This is a genomic window from Paenibacillus sp. P2(2022), assembly GCF_029522175.1.
GTDB classification, from domain to species: Bacteria; Bacillota; Bacilli; order Paenibacillales; family Paenibacillaceae; genus Paenibacillus; species Paenibacillus polymyxa.
Window position 1 is genome coordinate 435,377 of the sequence record NZ_JAKWFI010000002.1, and the last position, 19,260, is coordinate 454,636.

Annotated in this window: 19 protein-coding genes and 2 tRNA genes; 17 read left to right on the forward strand and 4 right to left on the reverse strand. The window is 45.7% G+C overall.

Going from position 1 to position 19,260, the window contains the following annotated elements:
* The first annotated feature begins 9 nt into the window (after window positions 1-9).
* The 13 genes from mdh to MMB75_RS09290 all read left to right on the forward strand — a co-directional run bounded on the left by mdh (window position 10) and on the right by MMB75_RS09290 (window position 14,306).
* A complete protein-coding gene (gene mdh, locus MMB75_RS09230; protein WP_016819630.1) occupies window positions 10-951 on the forward strand; it encodes a malate dehydrogenase in 942 nt (313 codons plus the stop codon).
* Between the two features lie 387 nt (window positions 952-1,338).
* Window positions 1,339-1,755 (forward strand): hypothetical protein, encoded by a 417-nt coding sequence (locus MMB75_RS09235; RefSeq protein WP_017425909.1) that lies wholly within the window; start codon window positions 1,339-1,341, stop codon window positions 1,753-1,755.
* 216 nt (window positions 1,756-1,971) lie between these two features.
* The gene (locus MMB75_RS09240; protein WP_277507607.1) at window positions 1,972-2,841 is read left to right on the forward strand and encodes an SDR family oxidoreductase; all 870 of its coding nucleotides are present in this window, start codon (window positions 1,972-1,974) and stop codon (window positions 2,839-2,841) included.
* A 120-nt stretch (window positions 2,842-2,961) separates the two neighbouring features.
* On the forward strand, window positions 2,962-4,764 hold the full coding sequence (gene pnpS, locus MMB75_RS09245; protein ID WP_277507608.1) for a two-component system histidine kinase PnpS: 1,803 nt from the start codon (window positions 2,962-2,964) through the stop codon (window positions 4,762-4,764).
* 128 nt (window positions 4,765-4,892) lie between these two features.
* Entirely contained in the window at window positions 4,893-5,624 is a 732-nt protein-coding gene (locus MMB75_RS09250) for a response regulator transcription factor (RefSeq protein WP_013370356.1), read from the forward strand.
* Window positions 5,625-5,781: 157 nt separating this feature from the next.
* A complete protein-coding gene (locus MMB75_RS09255; protein ID WP_016819634.1) occupies window positions 5,782-6,906 on the forward strand; it encodes a methyl-accepting chemotaxis protein in 1,125 nt (374 codons plus the stop codon).
* 127 nt (window positions 6,907-7,033) lie between these two features.
* The gene (pstB, locus tag MMB75_RS09260) at window positions 7,034-7,792 is read left to right on the forward strand and encodes a phosphate ABC transporter ATP-binding protein PstB (RefSeq protein ID WP_016819635.1); all 759 of its coding nucleotides are present in this window, start codon (window positions 7,034-7,036) and stop codon (window positions 7,790-7,792) included.
* Between the two features lie 40 nt (window positions 7,793-7,832).
* On the forward strand, window positions 7,833-8,492 hold the full coding sequence (gene phoU / locus MMB75_RS09265; protein ID WP_016819636.1) for a phosphate signaling complex protein PhoU: 660 nt from the start codon (window positions 7,833-7,835) through the stop codon (window positions 8,490-8,492).
* A gap of 175 nt (window positions 8,493-8,667) precedes the next feature.
* A complete protein-coding gene (gene polA, locus MMB75_RS09270) occupies window positions 8,668-11,322 on the forward strand; it encodes a DNA polymerase I (RefSeq protein WP_277375880.1) in 2,655 nt (884 codons plus the stop codon).
* 71 nt (window positions 11,323-11,393) lie between these two features.
* Window positions 11,394-12,224 carry a DNA-formamidopyrimidine glycosylase gene (gene mutM, locus MMB75_RS09275; protein WP_016819638.1) on the forward strand — a complete coding sequence of 277 codons (831 nt, stop codon included), beginning with the start codon at window positions 11,394-11,396 and terminating at the stop codon, window positions 12,222-12,224.
* Window positions 12,225-12,335: 111 nt separating this feature from the next.
* A complete protein-coding gene (locus MMB75_RS09280; RefSeq protein WP_016819639.1) occupies window positions 12,336-13,139 on the forward strand; it encodes an MntP/YtaF family protein in 804 nt (267 codons plus the stop codon).
* A 10-nt stretch (window positions 13,140-13,149) separates the two neighbouring features.
* Entirely contained in the window at window positions 13,150-13,746 is a 597-nt protein-coding gene (coaE, locus tag MMB75_RS09285) for a dephospho-CoA kinase (RefSeq protein ID WP_019686847.1), read from the forward strand.
* Complete coding sequence (locus MMB75_RS09290) at window positions 13,743-14,306, forward strand: lytic transglycosylase domain-containing protein (RefSeq protein ID WP_016819641.1); 564 nt, start codon at window positions 13,743-13,745, stop codon at window positions 14,304-14,306. The genes coaE and MMB75_RS09290 overlap by 4 nt, the downstream gene beginning before the upstream one ends.
* A 119-nt stretch (window positions 14,307-14,425) precedes the next feature.
* On the opposite strand, the gene MMB75_RS09295 is transcribed toward MMB75_RS09290, so the two are convergent.
* Window positions 14,426-14,650, reverse strand: coding sequence for an alpha/beta-type small acid-soluble spore protein (locus MMB75_RS09295; protein ID WP_013309613.1), 225 nt, complete (start codon window positions 14,648-14,650; stop codon window positions 14,426-14,428).
* 105 nt (window positions 14,651-14,755) lie between these two features.
* Between MMB75_RS09295 and nrdR the strand changes: the two genes are divergently transcribed.
* From nrdR to MMB75_RS09310, 3 genes are all read left to right on the forward strand, one after another.
* The gene (nrdR, locus tag MMB75_RS09300) at window positions 14,756-15,223 is read left to right on the forward strand and encodes a transcriptional regulator NrdR (RefSeq protein WP_013370366.1); all 468 of its coding nucleotides are present in this window, start codon (window positions 14,756-14,758) and stop codon (window positions 15,221-15,223) included.
* 130 nt (window positions 15,224-15,353) lie between these two features.
* Window positions 15,354-15,429, forward strand: a tRNA-Ala gene (locus tag MMB75_RS09305).
* An 11-nt stretch (window positions 15,430-15,440) separates the two neighbouring features.
* Window positions 15,441-15,513: transfer RNA gene (locus MMB75_RS09310), tRNA-Lys, on the forward strand.
* A gap of 86 nt (window positions 15,514-15,599) precedes the next feature.
* On the opposite strand, the gene MMB75_RS09315 is transcribed toward MMB75_RS09310, so the two are convergent.
* Genes MMB75_RS09315 through MMB75_RS09325 form a run of 3 tightly spaced genes read right to left on the reverse strand, consistent with a single transcriptional unit; the run spans window position 15,600 to window position 18,028 of the window.
* A complete protein-coding gene (locus MMB75_RS09315; RefSeq protein WP_016819642.1) occupies window positions 15,600-16,604 on the reverse strand; it encodes an alpha/beta hydrolase family protein in 1,005 nt (334 codons plus the stop codon).
* A complete protein-coding gene (locus tag MMB75_RS09320; RefSeq protein ID WP_016819643.1) occupies window positions 16,588-17,253 on the reverse strand; it encodes a GNAT family N-acetyltransferase in 666 nt (221 codons plus the stop codon). The genes MMB75_RS09315 and MMB75_RS09320 overlap by 17 nt, the downstream gene beginning before the upstream one ends.
* Window positions 17,234-18,028, reverse strand: coding sequence for a helix-turn-helix domain-containing protein (locus MMB75_RS09325; protein WP_045243937.1), 795 nt, complete (start codon window positions 18,026-18,028; stop codon window positions 17,234-17,236). The genes MMB75_RS09320 and MMB75_RS09325 overlap by 20 nt, the downstream gene beginning before the upstream one ends.
* 156 nt (window positions 18,029-18,184) lie before the next feature.
* Here MMB75_RS09325 and MMB75_RS09330 point away from each other — a divergent pair, with 156 nt between their 5' ends.
* Entirely contained in the window at window positions 18,185-19,063 is an 879-nt protein-coding gene (locus MMB75_RS09330) for a radical SAM/SPASM domain-containing protein (RefSeq protein WP_016819646.1), read from the forward strand.
* Window positions 19,064-19,260 lie beyond the last annotated feature (197 nt).

Below are 19,260 nucleotides of genomic sequence, written 5' to 3' on the forward strand. Positions count from 1 at the left end.
GAATACTACTTGACCATTCAACGCAAAAAAATATCCATTGTTGGCGCCGGTTTTACCGGTGCCACTACCGCATTGCTGCTGGCTCAAAAGGAGTTAGGTGATATCGTACTCATTGATATTCCGCAACTAGAGAATCCGACTAAAGGCAAAGCGCTTGATATTTTGGAAGCTGGTCCAGTGCAGGGATTTGACACCCAGATCATGGGCACTTCTAATTATGAGGATGCAGCCAACTCGGATATCGTCATTATTACAGCCGGGATCGCGCGCAAGCCGGGGATGAGCCGTGATGATTTGGTCAACACGAACGCAGGAATTATAAAATCCGTATGTGAGAATGTGAAGAAGTACGCGCCCAATGCTATCGTCATTATTCTGAGTAATCCGGTCGATGCTATGACCTATACGGCGTACCAAACGCTTGGCTTCCCGAAAAATCGGGTTATTGGCCAATCAGGTGTGTTGGATACGGCTCGGTATTGTACCTTTATTGCCCAGGAACTGAATGTTTCGGTTGAAGACGTGCGCGGCTTCGTTATGGGGGGTCACGGTGATGATATGGTACCGCTCGTACGCTATTCCAGCGTAGGAGGTATACCTATCGATAACCTGATTTCTCAGGAACGTATCGAAGCGATTGTACAACGTACACGAGTGGGTGGCGGAGAAATTGTTAACCTATTGGGTAATGGCAGCGCATATTATGCTCCAGCAGCTTCGCTTGCGCAAATGACAGAAGCGATTGTAAAAGATAAAAAACGGATTATTCCAGTCATTGCTTACCTGGAAGGAGAGTATGGCTATCAGGACCTGTTCCTCGGTGTACCTACACTTCTTGGTGGGAACGGCATCGAAAAAGTGTTCGAGTTGGAATTGACAGCTGCAGAAAAAGCAGCGCTCGATCAATCTGCCGAAGCGGTTCGTAATGTGACTAAAATAGTCAACGTATAAATACGATTTGCTACTAAAACGGTATACTTTTTTACTTAAAGAGGTGTCCACAAGTCATAGTTATGGCTGTCGGCCACCTCTTTTATTTTTAAATAGTCTATTGTTTTCTTCCTTTTCTTTTAATATTGAAAGTTTCAGTTTGGATTTGCTGGCACCAGCGGAGCGAGCGGAATGATTGCGGACAAGCATCCACCCGAGTTGAAACTTTCCCCCTCATATTCCTTTGCTTTAACCCACTTCCCCGGTATAATAGAGTTCATATGCATTAATAGTTACATAGAAAAGCATGTCCCAAAACATTGCAAAGATGCTAGTCATTCGTTGGAATATGATCGTTCTATGGAAAAATCAGTTTGTAAGAAAACAAAGAATTGGAGGTTATAAAGAATGTTTTTTATTCACATTATTGGATCACTGGCAATGGGCTTTTATTTATTGCTTCCCTTCGTCGTGGGCAAAATCGACAAATTGGCTCCAAGTGCGCAGGAGGGAACGATATCGGCTGTGCAGCTATTGAACCGTTTGGCGCAATTTGCACTAATCCTTGTGCTTATTAGCGGCATCTATATGATTTTTGCTTGGAAGTCTTATTCGGTAGCATGGATCGTGGTCGTGTTGTTGTTGTTTCTTGCTATTTCTGGTATCGCAGGTGCTATGGGTAAGCCATTACGATTGTCACTGGAAGCGGTTCGCAACCAACAGCCAATTACGCAATACGCTGGTAAAGTGCGAATGTTCAGTACGCTGTTGGCCGTTTTCATGATCTTAATTACGTTTTTAATGGTATACAGCCATATTATTTAATGAATCATTTTATGAGCGGTTGGAATTGAATAATGACAACGGCTAACGTTGAAAAAACGGTCTGTGCAGAATAAGCATAGGTCGTTTTTTTGTGTGCTCACATAGCTGGATTTTTCTTTTTTCGTTTAACGGATAAGTTTGTGTGGTAAATCAGGAGTAGAGTGGATGCAAATGTTGCATCCTAAAAAATATCTGATTTTGAAGGGAGAATGTACAATGGCTAAAAGCAACCAACCTCAGCAAACCTTGCCCCCGCAGCACCAGGAACAGCAACCGGGGATTGAGTCCAAAATGACGCCTGCACCGCAATTTGAAAAACCAACTTACAAAGCGGCTGGCAAGCTAACAGGCAAAGTTGCACTGATTACTGGTGGAGACAGTGGAATTGGGCGGGCTGTAGCTGTCACGTATGCCAAAGAAGGTGCGGATGTAGCTATCGTCTACTTGAATGAGCATAAGGATGCGGAAGAAACCAAACGTCAGGTCGAACAGGAAGGACGCAAATGCGTGTTGATTCCTGGCGATATCGGAGATGACCAATTTGCCAAAAAAGCGGTGCAACAGACGGTGAACGAATTGGGCAAGCTCGATATCGTCGTGAACAATGCGGCCGAGCAGCATCCACAGCAAAAGCTGGAAGATATCACCAAGGAACAGCTGGAGCGCACTTTCCGCACGAATATCTTCGGTATGTTCTTCCTAACACAAGCGGCATTGCCACATTTGAAGAAAGGGAGCGCGATCGTCAACACAACGTCGATTACCGCATACGCTGGGAATAAGACACTCATTGATTATTCCTCCACCAAAGGGGCAATCACATCATTCACTCGTTCCCTATCACTCAATTTGGCGGAACAAGGTATTCGAGTGAACGCTGTAGCCCCAGGGCCGATCTGGACACCGTTAATCCCGTCTACCTTTGATGCCAAGACGGTCAGCGAATTTGGAGGAGCACAGCCCATGAAGCGACCGGGTCAGCCGGAAGAACTGGCGCCAGCTTATGTGTACCTTGCTTCAGACGATTCGTCTTATGTAAGCGGGCAGGTTATTCATATCAATGGCGGTGAAGTTGTAAACGGGTAAGAGGATAAAGAAAAGGTTGGGGCAGTCTTTTGCTCCGGCCTTTTTTCTTTTCACGGTGGAACATAATGCAGGTAGCCTGTAGAATGAGATTAACTTACATAAAAGGATGGGCAAATTTCTATGAAATCGTTTCGTTTCAGGCTTACCCTGATCATGCTGATTTTGATTGGCGTATCTGTCCTTGCTGCTGGAATCACTATGGGACAAATTTTCAAAAATTCGAATATGAAGGTGCTAGAGGAGAACATGGGCCGCGAGATTGACTTGCTCCGCGCTACTTTCCCATTTGTTAATGCTGATGCCCTATCCAGTACGGATTATGTCTCCTATTATTCTGAGAAGGCGAAGGAAATTGCCCATCTGACCGATTCGCGAGTGACCTTCATTCGTAAGGACGGGACGGTGGTGGGTGATTCGTTAAGCAATCCACGCAAGATGGAAAACCATGCATCGCGTGAAGAAATACGACAAGCTACGTCGGAGGGAATCGGACGGACGATACGCTACAGTGAAACTTTGCAACGAAACATGCTATACATCGCTGAGCCTGTTGTATCGGAGAAGGGCTTTGACGGATATATCCGTTTGTCCATGAGTCTGAAAGCGGTGGAAGAGGGAATGCAGCGCGGCTGGACGGCCATCGGGATTGGTCTTGTGTTGCTGTTTATTGCTGCTGGACTGATGAGCTATCGTATTGCTCGCAGCCTCACCTCGCCCATTGAACATATTACAGGGGTAGCCAACCGTATTTCAGGACTGGATTATGACGCAAGGGTCGGCGTACAGCGCCGGGATGAGGTAGGACAACTGGGTGAAGCCATTAATCGTATGGCTGACAGCCTCCAAAACCAAATGAAAACGATTCGTGACAATGAGGATCTGCTGCAAAGCGTCATGAGTAATATGACAGGCGGGATTCTGATGATCGATGCTAATGAACGCATTGCGCTTGTCAACCGTGAGTCTGAGCGTATGCTCGGTGTCGCGGGTAAGCGGGTGACAGACAAGCCGTATCATGAACTGAAGAAGCACTATGAGCTCACAAAGCTAATTGAGGGCAGTATACAAAGCCGAGAAAGGCTACATGGTGAGGTGCATTTGTACAATCCCGAAGAACGACTCGTTTTGCTAGATGGTGTCCCTATGTATGAGGATGAAGGGGGATACCGGGGGATGCTGTTCCTTTTGCAGGATATTACAGCTATTCGACGGTTGGAAAATATGCGAAGCGAATTTGTGGCAAACGTCTCTCATGAGCTAAAAACACCGATTGCCGCAGTCAAGGGTTTTGCCGAGACATTGCTTGGTGGCGGGGTCAAAGATGAGGAAACAGCCCGTTCCTTTTTACAAATTATATATGACGAAAGCGAACGACTGAATCGACTGATCGGCGATATTCTGGAGCTTTCCAAAATCGAGTCCAAGCGCTCTCCGCTGGATTGCTCTCCAATTCATATCTCTTCTTTCATAGAATCATTGCTGGAGAAACTGAACAATGTAGCAGCGAAGAAAAGGATTACACTGCACATGGATATCCCGGATGAATTGTTTATGGAGGCAGATGAAGATAAGCTTCAGCAGATTTTCCTGAACCTTTTGTCTAATGGCATTAACTATACACTTGATGGCGGCAAGGTAAAAATCAAGGTTATAACGCTACAGCGAGACCATGACACGGAAAAGGTCGTATTTACAGTCAGTGATACGGGTATTGGGATACCGAAAAAGGACCTGCCACGTATCTTTGAGCGCTTTTATCGGGTGGACAAAGGTCGCTCACGCAACTCGGGCGGAACGGGCTTGGGATTATCTATTGTCAAGCACCTGGTTGATCTGCATCATGGTACACTTTCGGTCGAAAGCGAGCTTGGTTTGGGTACGACGTTTACCGTTGAATTACCGTTATTGCAACAGGAAGAATGAACTATAACATTTTTTACATTGTGTTAACAATGCCGTGATAAAATAAACGGGTGTCGCATGAGCATGGAAAAGATTTCAGGATTTTGACTAATGCGCCTTTAACAGGTAAACAGGAGATGAAGTTATTAATGGGACAACGTTTGCTGGTTATTGAGGATGAACCAACGCTTGCCAGATTGCTATCCTACAATTTGATACAAGAAGGTTTCGAAGTGGACACGGAGGATCATGGCAGTGCTGGGTTTGAAAGAGCCTCCAGAGAATCCTACGATTTGATCCTGCTGGATTTGATGCTGCCGGGAATGAATGGACTGGACATTCTGAGCAGACTTCGCCATCAGGGGCTGACGACACCTATCATTATTCTCACCGCTAAAAACGGGGAGGCTGAGGTGGTCCAAGGACTGAAGTCGGGTGCTGATGACTATATCACAAAGCCTTTTGGCGTTTCTGAGCTGTTGGCCCGTGTAACGGCTGTGCTGCGAAGAACATCCGGAGGGGATGAGGGAGTGTTGTCTGAACAGAAGGATGGCTCCAAAATTCAACTGGGCGAGCTGGAAATCTACCCTGAAAAATATGAAGTCATTCTTGGAGGTCAATCCATCAGCTTAAGACCCAAGGAATTTGAGGTACTTCTCTATTTGTCACGCAAGCCGGGCGTCGTCCTGACTCGGGATGATCTAATGAATGCCGTGTGGGGCTTTGACTACATCGGTGGTCAACGGACGGTGGATGTACACGTCAGCTCCTTACGTAAAAAGCTGGAGCTTGATCCCGACTCGGTTCATATTGATTCGATCCGCGGAGTGGGGTATAAGCTGGTTGTAAATAAAAAAAGAAGCGCTTCTCATTTGTTATAAATGAGGAGCGTTTTTCTCTTTCCAGGCCGTAGCAGCAACTTTTATGTCCATTTTGTGATTTTACATTTCGTTGACAAAACTAGCCATTAAAATCAACAAATGACCGATATGATGTTCCCGTCACTCCAAGTAAGTAAAAAAAGGGGACTTCAGAACGATGATAACGGAACCAAAGACCCAGCCGAGTTCCACTGCCGTGATTGAACGTGAAACGTTCAAGCCGATTACTACCTATGTGCCATGCCGGGAGGTTCCGATCATTGGCACGGATATGTCTTGCAAAGAACTGTTAGCACTCATGAAAGCACAGGAAGATATCCCCTGTGTCATCGTCGTGGATAAAAATGACCTTCCATTGGGCATTATCATGAGAGATGCATACAATCGTCATTTTACGGGCAGGTTCGCTGCGGCGTTGTTCTATGATAAACCGGCTTCCCTATTTGCCGATCCGAATACATTAATTGTGGATTTGAAAAGTCCGGCAGCGGAAATTGTAGAACAGGCGATGATGCGTGAAGATCAGCGTTTTTACGATTGTTTATTGATAAAGGAAGGGACAAGATTACTCGGTGTACTCACAATTCGTGATATCCTGTCTGTCGTTCAGCGAATGCAAAGAGAAGCAGACGAAGATCGGGGCGATGTGATTCGACATAGCTATGATGGAGTCCAGCGTATTCGGATGACTGTTTTGGATGCAGCGAAAGAGGCGGATGACAGTGTGCAGCTAACTCGCTCAATGAGTGAATTATCCCGCCGTGGTAAAGTGGAACTGGAGGATGTTCTGCTTTCTTATCATGCAGTAACGGAACAAATGAAGCGCCAGCATGAGCAGATGACAGCCTTAACCCAATCGCTGAATGATATTGCGGGCATGGCCTCATCCATTCGTGCATTGGCAGATCACAGCGGATTGCTGGCGATCAATGCGTCTATTGAAGCGGCCCATGCTGGCGAACACGGGCGTGGCTTTCAGATTGTGTCTCAAGAGGTTCGGAATATGTCACTCCAGACCAAAGCTTTTTCTGTACAGATTACCGGCTTACTCACTCATATTGAGCAAATGCTGCGTGACACTGCTGAACTGACGGATACGAGTATGCAGCAGATTCATACAGGCTCTAAATTTATATCTGCCGGAACCCAAACGTTTACCAAATTATTGCAGGCAGTCGATGAAATAGAGGCTAAAAATAGTGAAATGTCCCGTTCCGCAGAAGAAGCTGCCTTGAATGCAGCTGGAATAGCACAGGAGCTTGAGCTCATGCTGAGTTCTTGATCATTTTACATACCGTTAACAAATCCACCACACTGAATTTACACACAGCTTATATAATCTTCATATTGTGCAAATCAGGTGCAATGCTTGAGGACCATAACTGCAACACGAAGGAGATCATAAATCCATGAATGATTCCGTAATCCGGATTGATAAGCTGAATTTGTATTATGAAAAATTCCACGCGCTGAAACATATAAACCTGGATATTCCTGAAAAAACGGTAACAGCCTTCATCGGCCCATCCGGCTGTGGAAAATCAACCTTGCTGCGTACGCTAAACCGGATGAATGACATGATACCGGGAACGCGTATTGAAGGCACCGTGAGCATCGCAGGTCAGGATATTTACGGCGATACTATGGAAGTAGAAACGCTGCGTAAACAGGTGGGAATGGTTTTTCAACAGCCTAACCCGTTTCCCAAATCCATTTATGATAACGTGGCCTATGGTCCGCGGTTGCATGGAATCCGGCAAAAGGACAAGTTAGATGAACTGGTAGAGCAAAGCCTACGGCAGGCAGCACTTTGGGAAGAGGTTAAAAATTTTCTCAAGCGTTCTGCTCTGAGTTTGTCCGGCGGACAGCAACAACGGCTATGTATTGCCCGGGCGCTTGCTGTACAGCCAGATATTTTACTTATGGATGAGGCTACATCTGCGCTGGACCCGATCTCGACGATGAAAATTGAAGAGCTGGTTCAAGAATTAAGAGACACGTATACCATCGTCATGGTGACGCATAACATGCATCAGGCAGCGCGTGTGTCTGGTCGAACTGCGTTCTTTTTGAATGGGGTTGTAGTAGAGGCAGCGGATACAGAGGCGATGTTTTCCACGCCACAGGATTCACGTACGGAAGATTATATTTCCGGGCGTTTTGGCTAAAGCCAAATTTGATGATTATGCGAGAAGGGGTGACTTCGAAATGATACGTAGAAAAGGTTTTGATGAAGGATTAGAAGAACTGAGAGCCGTACTGCGCGAAATGGGTGCACACGTTTCGAAGGCGCTCGATCAGGCTATTGAATGTTTGCAGACCAAAAATACAGAAATGGCCCAACAGGTAGTCAAAAATGATGCATCCCTTAATACAATGGAAGAAAATATTCTGGATATGGGCTCCAAGCTCATTATTACCCAGCAGCCAGTAGCGAAGGATTTACGCCGGATCATTGTTGCATTTAAAATTTCCAGTGATTTGGAACGTATGGGTGATTTGGCACTTGATATTGCCAAGGTCACACTTCGCTTGGAAGGACAGCAGGCGATGAAGCCGTTGGTGGATATTCCACACATGGCTTCCATTGTTAAAGAAATGATCGACAATGCGATCAAATCCTATTTGGATGAAAATACAGATCTGGCCTACAAAATGGCTAAAGAGGATGATCGGGTGGATTCCTTGTACAGCCACATGATCAGCGATCTATACGCTTTTATGGTAGAAAAGCCAGCAGAGGCTTCACAAGCCATGCTGCAACTGCTCGTAGGACGTTACATTGAACGCATTGGCGACCATGCTACGAATATCGGTGAAAGCACTGTATATCTCGTGACAGGAGAGCGGCCAGATCTGAACCAGTAAGGCTTTTAGTATATAGCGGTTGTTTCTAATCCAGATTTGTCTTTGAGCAAAAGGCAAATTTGGCTAGGAAACAGCCGTTTTTTTCTGAAAAAGAGTCTTGTATGTTAAGATAGGAAGAGGAATGCGTAATACGTAAGAACGTTACGAATGCATTGATGAACTTGCGAGGTGCGAAATGGATAAACTCATGCTTATAGATGGTAACAGTATCATATACCGGGCGTTTTTTGCTATGCCGCCGTTGACGAATTCAAGCGGACAGCAGACGAATGCGGTGTACGGATTTACGACAATGTTATTGCGGCTTTTGGAGGAGCACAAACCAACGCATATTTTGGTTGCGTTTGATGCTGGTAAAATTACGTTTCGCCACAAAGGGTACGAGGATTACAAAGGTGGACGGGAGAAAACGCCGCCGGAGCTGTCCCAGCAATTTCCGCTGCTGAAAGAGCTATTGACCGCCTTCGGCATTGCCCAATTTGAACTGGATGGCTATGAGGCAGACGATATTATAGGCACCCTGTCCAAAACAGCGGACGAAGCGGGTTTTAATGTGCTGGTTGTGACCGGCGACAAGGATATGCTTCAATTGGCTTCAGACCATGTCACAGTCGGCTTGACCCGCAAAGGGGTTACCGAGGTGGAAACGTATGGACCTGAGCAGATTCAGGAACGTTACGGCTTAAAGCCGCTGCAAATCATAGACCTTAAGGGCCTAATGGGCGATACGTCGGATAACATTCCTGGTATTCCGGGCGTGGGTGAGAAAACAGCGCTCAAGCTGCTGCATCAATATGGTTCAGTTGAAGAGGTGCTGGCGCATACGGATGAGCTGAAGGGTAAAATGAAAGAACGCGTGGAGACTCATGCTGACGATGCGCGAATGAGCAAGGATTTGGCGACCATTTATCGGGATGTAACGTTGGACAAGCAACTGAAAGATGTGGTTTTCAGCGGGCTACAGGCAGAGACGGCTGGACCAGCTTTGGCGAAGCTGGAGTTCAAGTCCCTGCTGGAGCGTTTATCCTTTTCGGGCGAGGTCGGCAGTGCTGGAGTCGGCGTAGAGGAAGCCGTAGCAGACGTGACTGTGCTGGATGAACAGCGGATCAGCGAATTGGTAGAAGTGCTGAATAACGTAGATGTGCTGCATGTTGAGACGCATGGTGATAATCCGCATCATGCTGAGATTGTAGGCTTGATATTTGCCGCAACAGGGCGTCAGTTTTTTATGACACTGGAAGTTCTACAAAGTGATGCAGCTACCCCTATTCGGGAGTGGCTTGCCGACCCTGAACGCAAAAAACGCGGTCATGATCTGCATCGTACGGACTTGGCTTTACACTGGCATGGAATTGAGTTTGCTGGAGCTGAGTTTGATGTGCAGCTGGCCGGATACTTGCTAGATCCGACAGACGCCAATCAGACATTGAGTGGGCTGGCAGCCAAGTATGGCTTGTCATCGATTCGTCCAGACGACGAAGTGTTTGGTAAAGGAGCTAAATATAAAGTTCCTGACGTAGATGTACTATCCGATCATGTGGCGCGTAAGGCAGCGGTGATCGAACCGTTGGTACCTGTGCAGCAGGCGGAGCTGGAAAAAACGGAAATGCACAAGCTGTTCCATGAGCTTGAGATGCCGTTATCCCGCATTCTGGCGGATATGGAGAAGCAGGGTATTTTGGTGAATGTAGAGGAACTGCGCGCTTTGGGAAAAGAATTTGAAGCCCAGATTACAACGTTGGTGGGTGAGATCTACAGTATTGCAGGGGTAGAGTTCAATCTTAATTCGCCTAAGCAGTTGGGTGAGATTTTGTTTGATAAGCTGGGTCTGCCCGTTATTAAAAAGACAAAAACCGGGTACTCGACCGATGCAGAGGTGCTGGAAAAGCTTGCGCCATATCATGATATTGTGCAAAACATATTGCAATATCGCACCATTGCCAAACTTCAATCGACGTATGTCGAAGGATTGCTTAAAGAAATTTCGGAGAAGACAGGTAAAGTGCATACGTATTTCCGGCAGACGGTTGCAGCAACTGGACGCTTGAGCAGTCAATTTCCGAATTTGCAAAACATTCCGATCCGTCTCGAAGAAGGACGCAAAATCCGCAAAGTATTTGTTCCATCGGAGCCGGGCTGGTCGATTTTGGCGGCAGACTATTCACAAATCGAGCTGCGGGTGCTGGCTGATATTTCGGATGATGAGCGTTTGAAAGAGGCTTTTGTTCACGATATGGACATCCATACCAAGACCGCATCCGATGTGTTCGGTGTACCGGCAGAGGCTGTAGACTCCGATATGCGCCGTTCTGCAAAGGCGGTCAACTTTGGGATTGTTTACGGGATTAGTGACTATGGTCTGTCGCAAAATTTGAATATTACGCGGAAGGAAGCGGCTCGCTTTATCGACCAGTATTTTGACGTGTTCCAGGGTGTTCGCCGTTACATGGATGATATTGTGAAGGATGCGAAGAGGGATGGATACGTAAAAACGTTGTTGGAACGCAGACGATATTTGCCAGAGATAAACGCCAGCAATTTCAACCAGCGTTCGTTCGCCGAGCGTACAGCGATGAATACGCCGATTCAAGGTACCGCAGCCGATATTATCAAGCTGGCGATGGTGCAGATGGACGCAGCGCTGCGTGAGCGCAATCTTCGCAGCCGTATGCTGTTACAAGTACATGATGAGCTTGTATTCGAGGTTCCGCCTGAGGAAATGGAAACGATGAAAGAGCTTGTTCCCGCTACCATGGAAGCTGCATTAAAGCTGGCTGTGCCGCTTAAAGCGGAAGTAAGCTATGGCAGCAATTGGTATGAGGCCAAGTAAGATATTTCAATGAGTAGATAGTCCCAATTTGACGTTGCTTCCGTTATAATATAGGGTGAGGTGAAGACATCATGCCGGAATTACCGGAAGTAGAAACCATTAAACGAACACTAAACGAGCTTATAGTCGATAAACATATAGATCATGTAACCGTAAATTTGCCGCGTATTATCCAACGTCCCGATGATATTCACGCATTTGCGATGGAATTGGCTGACCACCGGATTATTGGGGTGGAAAGACGCGGTAAGTTTCTGCGGATTTTGCTGGACGGGCTAGTGCTTGTCTCCCATCTTCGAATGGAAGGACGCTATGGATTGTATTCACAAGATGATCCTGTGGAAAAGCATACCCATGTCATCTTTCATTTTAAAGATGGTACAGAGCTGCGTTATCAGGATGTGCGCCAATTTGGTACAATGCACTTATTTCCGGCAGGACAGGATTTGCTGGAAAAGCCGCTGAATAAACTCGGTCTGGAACCGATGGACGAGGCTTTTACACCTGAAATGCTGCGTGCCGCTGTTGGAACTCGTTCGACTTCGATCAAGGCAGCGCTGTTAAACCAGTCATATGTGGTAGGCATCGGGAATATTTATGTAGATGAATCGTTATTTAAGGCAGGGATTCATCCGGCACAGCCAGCCAAAAGCCTAACGGATAGCCAATTTCGAGTACTGCATGAAGCTATTGTCTCCACGCTGGGCGCGTCGATTCAGGTTGGTGGCTCGTCCATCAAATCTTTCGTTAACGGACAGGGCAAAACGGGCGATTTCCAGCATCAGTTGCAAATCTATGGACGCAACGCGAAGCCTTGTATTAACTGTGGTACATTGATCGAAAAATCCGTCGTAGCTGGACGTGGCACACATCATTGCCCGGTCTGCCAGCCTTTGCGCTAAACAGGCACAGTCACCCCAAGCCCATCCCTCTCATATATTGTTCCAAGTACCAATACTGCGAAGGGAGTCGGTTGCTGTAAGGCCCAGCCTTCGCAATGGGAGGGAATTGGAGTGGCTAATCATTGGGGAGCCCTGCTGTTACTGGCATTTGCGCTAAGTTTGGACAGTTTCGGAGTCGGTGTTACATATGGTCTGCGCAAAATGAAAATTCCATTGTTGTCGATTGCTATCATCTCCGTATGTTCAGGTTTGGTGATCGGCATATCCATGCAGCTCGGCGCATTACTATCCCGTGTCCTGTCTCCTGTATATACGACGGTTTTCGGTGCTGTCATTCTGATCTGTATCGGCTGTTACTCTTTGATTCAGGCTCTGCAACGCAAGGAAGATTTGACGGAAGAAACAGCGGAAGTCCCTCGGGATCTGCACCTTACGGAACAGGTTGATTCAGATTCAGGGCATATATCAGCTCTTGCGGAGAAAAAAAGTGCTGAGAATGCCAATACAGAGTCTCTAACCAGCTCAGGAAGAGATCTATCGACAGAGACTTCTTTGGAGCTACAGCAGGAGGAGCGAACGTTATTTTCGCTGGAGTTCCGCAAATGGGGGCTTGTTATTCGGATTCTTCGAAGCCCGTCTGCTGCGGATATGGACCGTTCCGGCAGTATATCTGCTACCGAAGCGGTTTGGTTAGGTATTGCATTATCGGTCGATGCGTTCGGAGCGGGCTTAGGTGCAGCCATGCTTGGTTTTCAGCCCCTGTCTACTGCGCTGGCTATTACGTTATTCAGTGGTGTATTTTTGATTGCTGGTATGAAGGCAGGGTTCTTCCTGTCAGCATTTCGATTTATGAAGGCGCTCGGCGTATTGCCGGCATTATTACTGATTATGATGGGTATATTGAAGCTGTTATGAGGTGAAGAGCATGAATATCGGATTAACCGGAGGGATCGCTACCGGAAAAAGCACCGTGTCGGCTCTTTTGGTCGCCAAGGGTGCGCTGCTGATCGACGCAGATGCCATTGCCCGGGAAGTTATGCTTCCGGGGCATCCGGTGCTGGCGGCGGTCATACAGCATTTTGGACAAGCTATAGTGAACAGTGACGGAACCCTGCACCGCAAAAGACTGGGAGAGATTGTATTCAGAGATCCTGTACAGCGACAGGCACTTAACGATATTACGCATCCTGCTATTCGTGAGGAAATGCGTCTGCGCATGGAAGCTTATGAACGGGAGCAGCCGGACAAGCTTGTTTTGGCAGATATCCCGTTAATGTATGAGTCTGGGCTGGAGAGCCTGTACGAGGAAATTATGGTTGTATATGTACCACGTGATGTTCAGCTCCGACGTCTGATGCTCAGAGACGGTCTGACAGAAGAGCAAGCCGAGCTTCGTTTGTCCGCACAAATGGATATCGAGCAGAAAAAAAATTTAGCTGATATTGTTATTGATAATAGCGGAACACAGTCTGAGACGCAGATGCAAATTGATCAGTTTTGGCAGCGAAAGGGACTTGCATGAACATTTTACGTAAGAAAAGAGTCCTGCTCATTTTGTTTGTCGGATTTGTCCTGATTCTGTTCCTCAACTCGAATTGGATGTCCTGGTTTTACCCGATTCAATATAAGGATGAGATTCGGCAGTATTCACAGACCTATGAAGTGGACCCATTTTTGGTGGCGTCTATTATCCGCGTGGAAACAAATTTTAAAACCAGCAAGCAGTCACACAAGGGTGCACTGGGGCTTATGCAGATTATGCCGAACACGGCCAATTGGATTATGGAGAGTGCCCAGATTCAGAAGGTCCCGCTGGACAGTGTCAAGCACGAGCCCGGCACCAATATTGAGCTGGGTACCTGGTATCTGCATAACCTGTCTATGAAGTTTCAGGATAATCCTGTGGTCATCGTAGCGGCTTATAATGCTGGTCCAGGTAAAGTTCAGGAATGGCTAGATCAGGGGGTGTGGGATGGCAAAGAAGAGTCCATTAAGCAAATCCCTTTTGGTGAGACACGGCATTATGTACAGCGAGTCATCTATTACTACAGGCAATATACAAAAATTTATAATGAGTTTTAAGGGACAGGTTAATGACAACATGAGCCTTTTCGCTTTAAAATGAAAAAAAGCGCAGGACAGGCTGTTTTTAGCAGCCTATCCCTACACTTTTTCGTATTACTTCTTCATTATTACCGAGATTATTGGTATTGTCCTGCCAATTGTTGTTCGGCGATCGTTACGAGGCGTTTTGTGATGTAGCCCCCGATCGAACCGTTCTCATAGGAAGTCATGTTACCTTGGTATCCATCTTGAGGAATGCTGATACCCAGCTCTTGAGCGATTTCATATTTCATTTGCTCCAGAGCACCGGAGGATCTGCTGACTACCAGGTTGTTGGAGTTGCCATTGTTTCCTTGTGCCATTGTTGTTCACCTCCTCGCGACGTGGTAAACATATTATGATCCGTTTCGACAAAATTATTACTAAAAAGCTTCGGGAATTTATTGGAAAAAGGAAGTGATGAGATTATGAAGTGCCCGTATTGCGCTTACAACGGCACGAAAGTGTTGGATTCGCGACCAGCGAATGATAATAAGTCCATCCGACGCCGCCGCGAATGCGAACAGTGTGCCAGGCGTTTTACCACCTTTGAAATGGTGGAAGAGACCCCACTGATGGTCATCAAAAAAGATGGCAGCCGTGAAGAGTTTAGCCGTGATAAAATGCTGCGCGGTCTCATTCGTGCCTGTGAGAAGCGTCCAGTATCAGTCGAGCAGCTCGATCTGATTGTATCTCAGGTGGAGAACGCCATTCGCAACACGGCAGCCACAGAGGTGGATAGCCAGCAGATTGGTGAGCTGGTCATGGAACAGCTCTATCCTGTGGATGAAGTGGCCTACGTACGCTTTGCGTCCGTCTATCGGCAGTTCAAAGACATCAATATGTTTATGAAGGAACTGAAAACACTGTTATCTAAAGATACAGACAGCGACTGATCGCTGACTGTATCTTTTTAGGGCCGTGGCGGGAAGATGTTAATATTTTTTTTATAAAAGTATTGACACAGGGTCGAATATTTTATATGATATAGAAGTCGCTTGAAACGTTAATTAACTTACATGAGACGGGGCCTTAGCTCAGCTGGGAGAGCGCATCGCTGGCAGCGATGAGGTCAGGGGTTCGATCCCCCTAGGCTCCACCATAATTTTATATGGACTCTTAGCTCAGTTGGTAGAGCAGTTGACTCTTAATCAATTGGTCCAGGGTTCGAGTCCCTGAGAGTCCATCCTTTAAAAAAAACGGCAGAAATGCCGTTTTTTTGCTGTTTATATATCTATTCCCGGTCTAATAGAGTATACAGCAGTTCCAAGCTTAACGCTGACTAACATAATCGGCGAGAATTTGTAGATAATCATCATTTACCAATTGTCTGGGGGCAAATACGGCGGTTAAGAAGGTTAGGGACTTGGAATGCGCGATTTGTTCATTCATCATGGAATGGTCAACTTCTGGCAAATGAATAACAGACAGCAGGTCTGGAGATATCTTTTGGCGATATACTCGCTCAGTGTCTTTTACATCTACGTTTATATCTTTCCCAGCCAGAACCAAGAGTACAGGAGATTTAAAGTAGCTTAATTCTTCCGTAGAATCAGAACGAAAATTTTTGCCTATAAAGCTCCATCTTTCTTTGGAAATGATATCGTTAGGACTGGCTATGCTTAGGTATTCTTCATAGGAAGCATGATTTTTCAGTAATTGTAGAACCTTATGGTCGTAGTCCAGTCTCTTTTTAATTTGCTGCGGGCTAGCTCCTGCTTGTTCCAACTCTTTTTTTGTGTTAAATTGCCCTTGTGTAATCCAATTCACAGCCGGCGATACAAGGATGCTGAATGCAATATCATGCTCCTCTTTAACGATTTTCGGAATGACCCAGCCTGCTTGACTGGCTCCCCAAAGGCCGATTTTGTGCTTATCAATCATCGGTAAGGTTTTGGCCCAGTCAACTGCATATCGAATCTCCTGTGCCCGGTCCTCCATACTTTGCTCCAGCCAATCGCCTGGAGCGCGGTTAATACCGGGCTTATTCAGGGATAAGGAAGCATACCCCTTAGAAGCAAACCTTTCCCACAGTGGTTTGTATCCATCATCATAGGTGTCATTGATTGGACCATCTCCATGGACAAAAACAACCAATCCAACCTTTCCCGAGTAGTTTTTAGGCAAAGCCAGTGTACCTGTTAATACTCCTTTGGGAGTTGCAATTTGTATTTTTTCTTCCGTCATCTTGTAGGAATTTTGATATAAAACAATCAATATCAAGGCAACAGCCAGACCTGCCGCAATACCAAGGGTAAGTTTATATGTTTTTTTCAATGCTGTTCTCTCCTCGAATGCAGTTTTGTTCTTTCCAGCTCATTAGATGCCATACAGGCTCCTTGAACCAAAAATGCCGCCAACCATTATATCGGGACTGCTCTATTTCAAACGCTAGATTGCGGTACAAGCGGATAGCCTGCCGGTTCTGATGTGCTACATAAAGTGTCAACGTATGGAACCCGGATTCAACCGTAAACTGCTGTGCGAAAGCTAGAAAACGTCGCCCGATCCCTTGATTGCGATGACTTGAGCGAATCGCCAAATGATCAATGTAACACTCATCTATGGCAGGTTTATAGTCCAGCGCATACATGCCTGTCAAAAATTTAAATACATTGAAGCAGCCAAACTGTTTTATAAGCGAAGTCAAAGAAGTGAGATTTGTTTTAGGAAGTGAAGAGGAGGGAGCCTTCCATTTGAGCGAAAGGACACCAACAACATCTTCGTTCTCTTTAACCACAAATTGCTTCCCAGATGTAGAATCAGGATGTTGAACCCAAACCTGCATTAATAAACGCTGTATATCTTGATCCTCCAAAGTAACAAGAGCTTGAAATTTTGCCTTAAACGATTCCACTAAGAGCTTACATACGGCTTCATGGTCTTGCTCTTGATAAGCAACAATGTCATAGGATTGTGGACTCATGTAACGTCCTCCTGCTATCAGAAATTTGTACTTGAATCTCATATTGCAGCTCGTTGCTGTCGAATATGGATAGATAGGATTTTTCCACCACAATGACCTTGCTTAGGCATTCATATTGGTGCTGGGTCGCATAATGCTCCAGTTGTTGGACTTGGTGTTCGATCTCAGCGTCTTCAGTGGCAGAGAAGTGCTTATAAAGATAGCTGCCTTCTTCCAGAATATAGTCAGCTGCTCCTGATGTCGTTTCATAATATAGTTTCACCTGTCCAGAATCAGATAGATAATGTAGATCATTTTCAAATAATTGTGGTGGTGAAGGCCGCTGCTCAAATAGATTCCTGGCCGTGAGTTCTTGATCACTCTCCAATGCAAACCACAGCTTTAAATGTCGAGTATCCAAAAGCTTGATTCGATACTCATTGTTTTGCCGGGTAAGGTTATGATGTTCTTTTAGCACTTTATGAATAAACTGTTCGAGCAGCTTTAAGTTAGCGATTTCATCCTGTACCTTCTGTAACGAATGTTCTAAAAGCTGGTTGTAATCATCGGCAGTGTAGGAAGTCATGCATTCTTCAATTTGACCGACAGGGATATTTAATTTACGTAGCATTAAAATATGTGAAAGTTGATAAATTTCATGAAGTCCGTACATTCGATATTGATTTTCATCTGTGTATAATGGATAAAGGATACCCTTTTCTTCAAAATACCGCAGCTGATGTACAGATACATTCATGAGCTGAGCAAGCTGACTAATCGTAATGTGTTTTTTCAATGACAGGTCTCCTTCTTGATAATTGAATAACTTCACTATAAACCTTAGGTCAGACCTAAGGTCAATAGAGTTTACCTCTCGTTCATAACCCGTTATAATCATAAGATTAGTGTGCATAAACCAAATGTTCAGGATGAAGGTTAGAATGGGGAAATTATGTTGAAGACATTTAAGAAGGTATACATTGAGATAACAAGCATTTGCAATCTTGCATGCAGTTTTTGCCCTCAGACACAACGTGTCAAAAAATTTATTGATCCGGAAGTCTTTCGGAATGTGCTTGATCAGGTCAAGCCGCATACGGATTACATTTATCTGCATGTCAAAGGAGAGCCTTTGCTCCATCCCAAAATTGATCTTTTGCTGGAGAGTGCGCATGAGAAAGGCTTAAAGGTCAACATTACCACCAATGGCACCTTGCTGCCGAAGACCGGACATAAGCTGCTTGGTCAGCCGGCATTACGGCAGATGAACTTTTCTCTTCATAGTTTTGACGGGCATGAAGGTTCTGTGGATCGAGAAGGTTATTTGGGTCATATTTTCACGTTTGTCAGAGAAGCTGTGAAGCACAATGTCATTATTTCATTCCGTCTCTGGAACCTGACTCAAGACAATTTGACTAATGTGCAGCGTCAGCGCAACCGCGAGACACTGGAGCAATTGGAGCAAGAGTTTGGGCTGGACTATCGGATTGAAGAAAAAGTAATGCCGGGCAGTGGGGTCAAAATCGCCCCCAATGTATATTTGAATCAAGACTACGAATTTGAATGGCCTAGCCTGAGTGCACCAGAAGATGACGGAAAAGGCTTTTGTCATGCGCTTCGCAGTCAAGCGGCGGTTTTGGTGGATGGAACAGTGGTCCCTTGCTGTCTTGATGGAGAAGGCGTCATTAATTTAGGAAATGTCCATGAGCAAACTTTTTCCGAGATCGTGGAAGGTGAGCGTGCAAACCGTCTGTACTTTGGATTCTCCAAGAGAGAAGCAGTGGAAGAGTTGTGCCGAAAGTGTGGTTATCGCAAACGATTTGGAACCTAATCATATCGGTGGAAATCCAAGCGACAATTGAATGGTTTACAAAAAAAGATAGCCCTTTACAGGGCTTTTTCTTATATTTGGATAGGGGGTGAGCGGTAGTAATGAAGTTGAACGAACACATTTTATTGTGGAATCATGTGTTTATACAGGTGATGGATGTTCGCCATAAGAAAATGGATAAAGGGGAAGAATTGAAA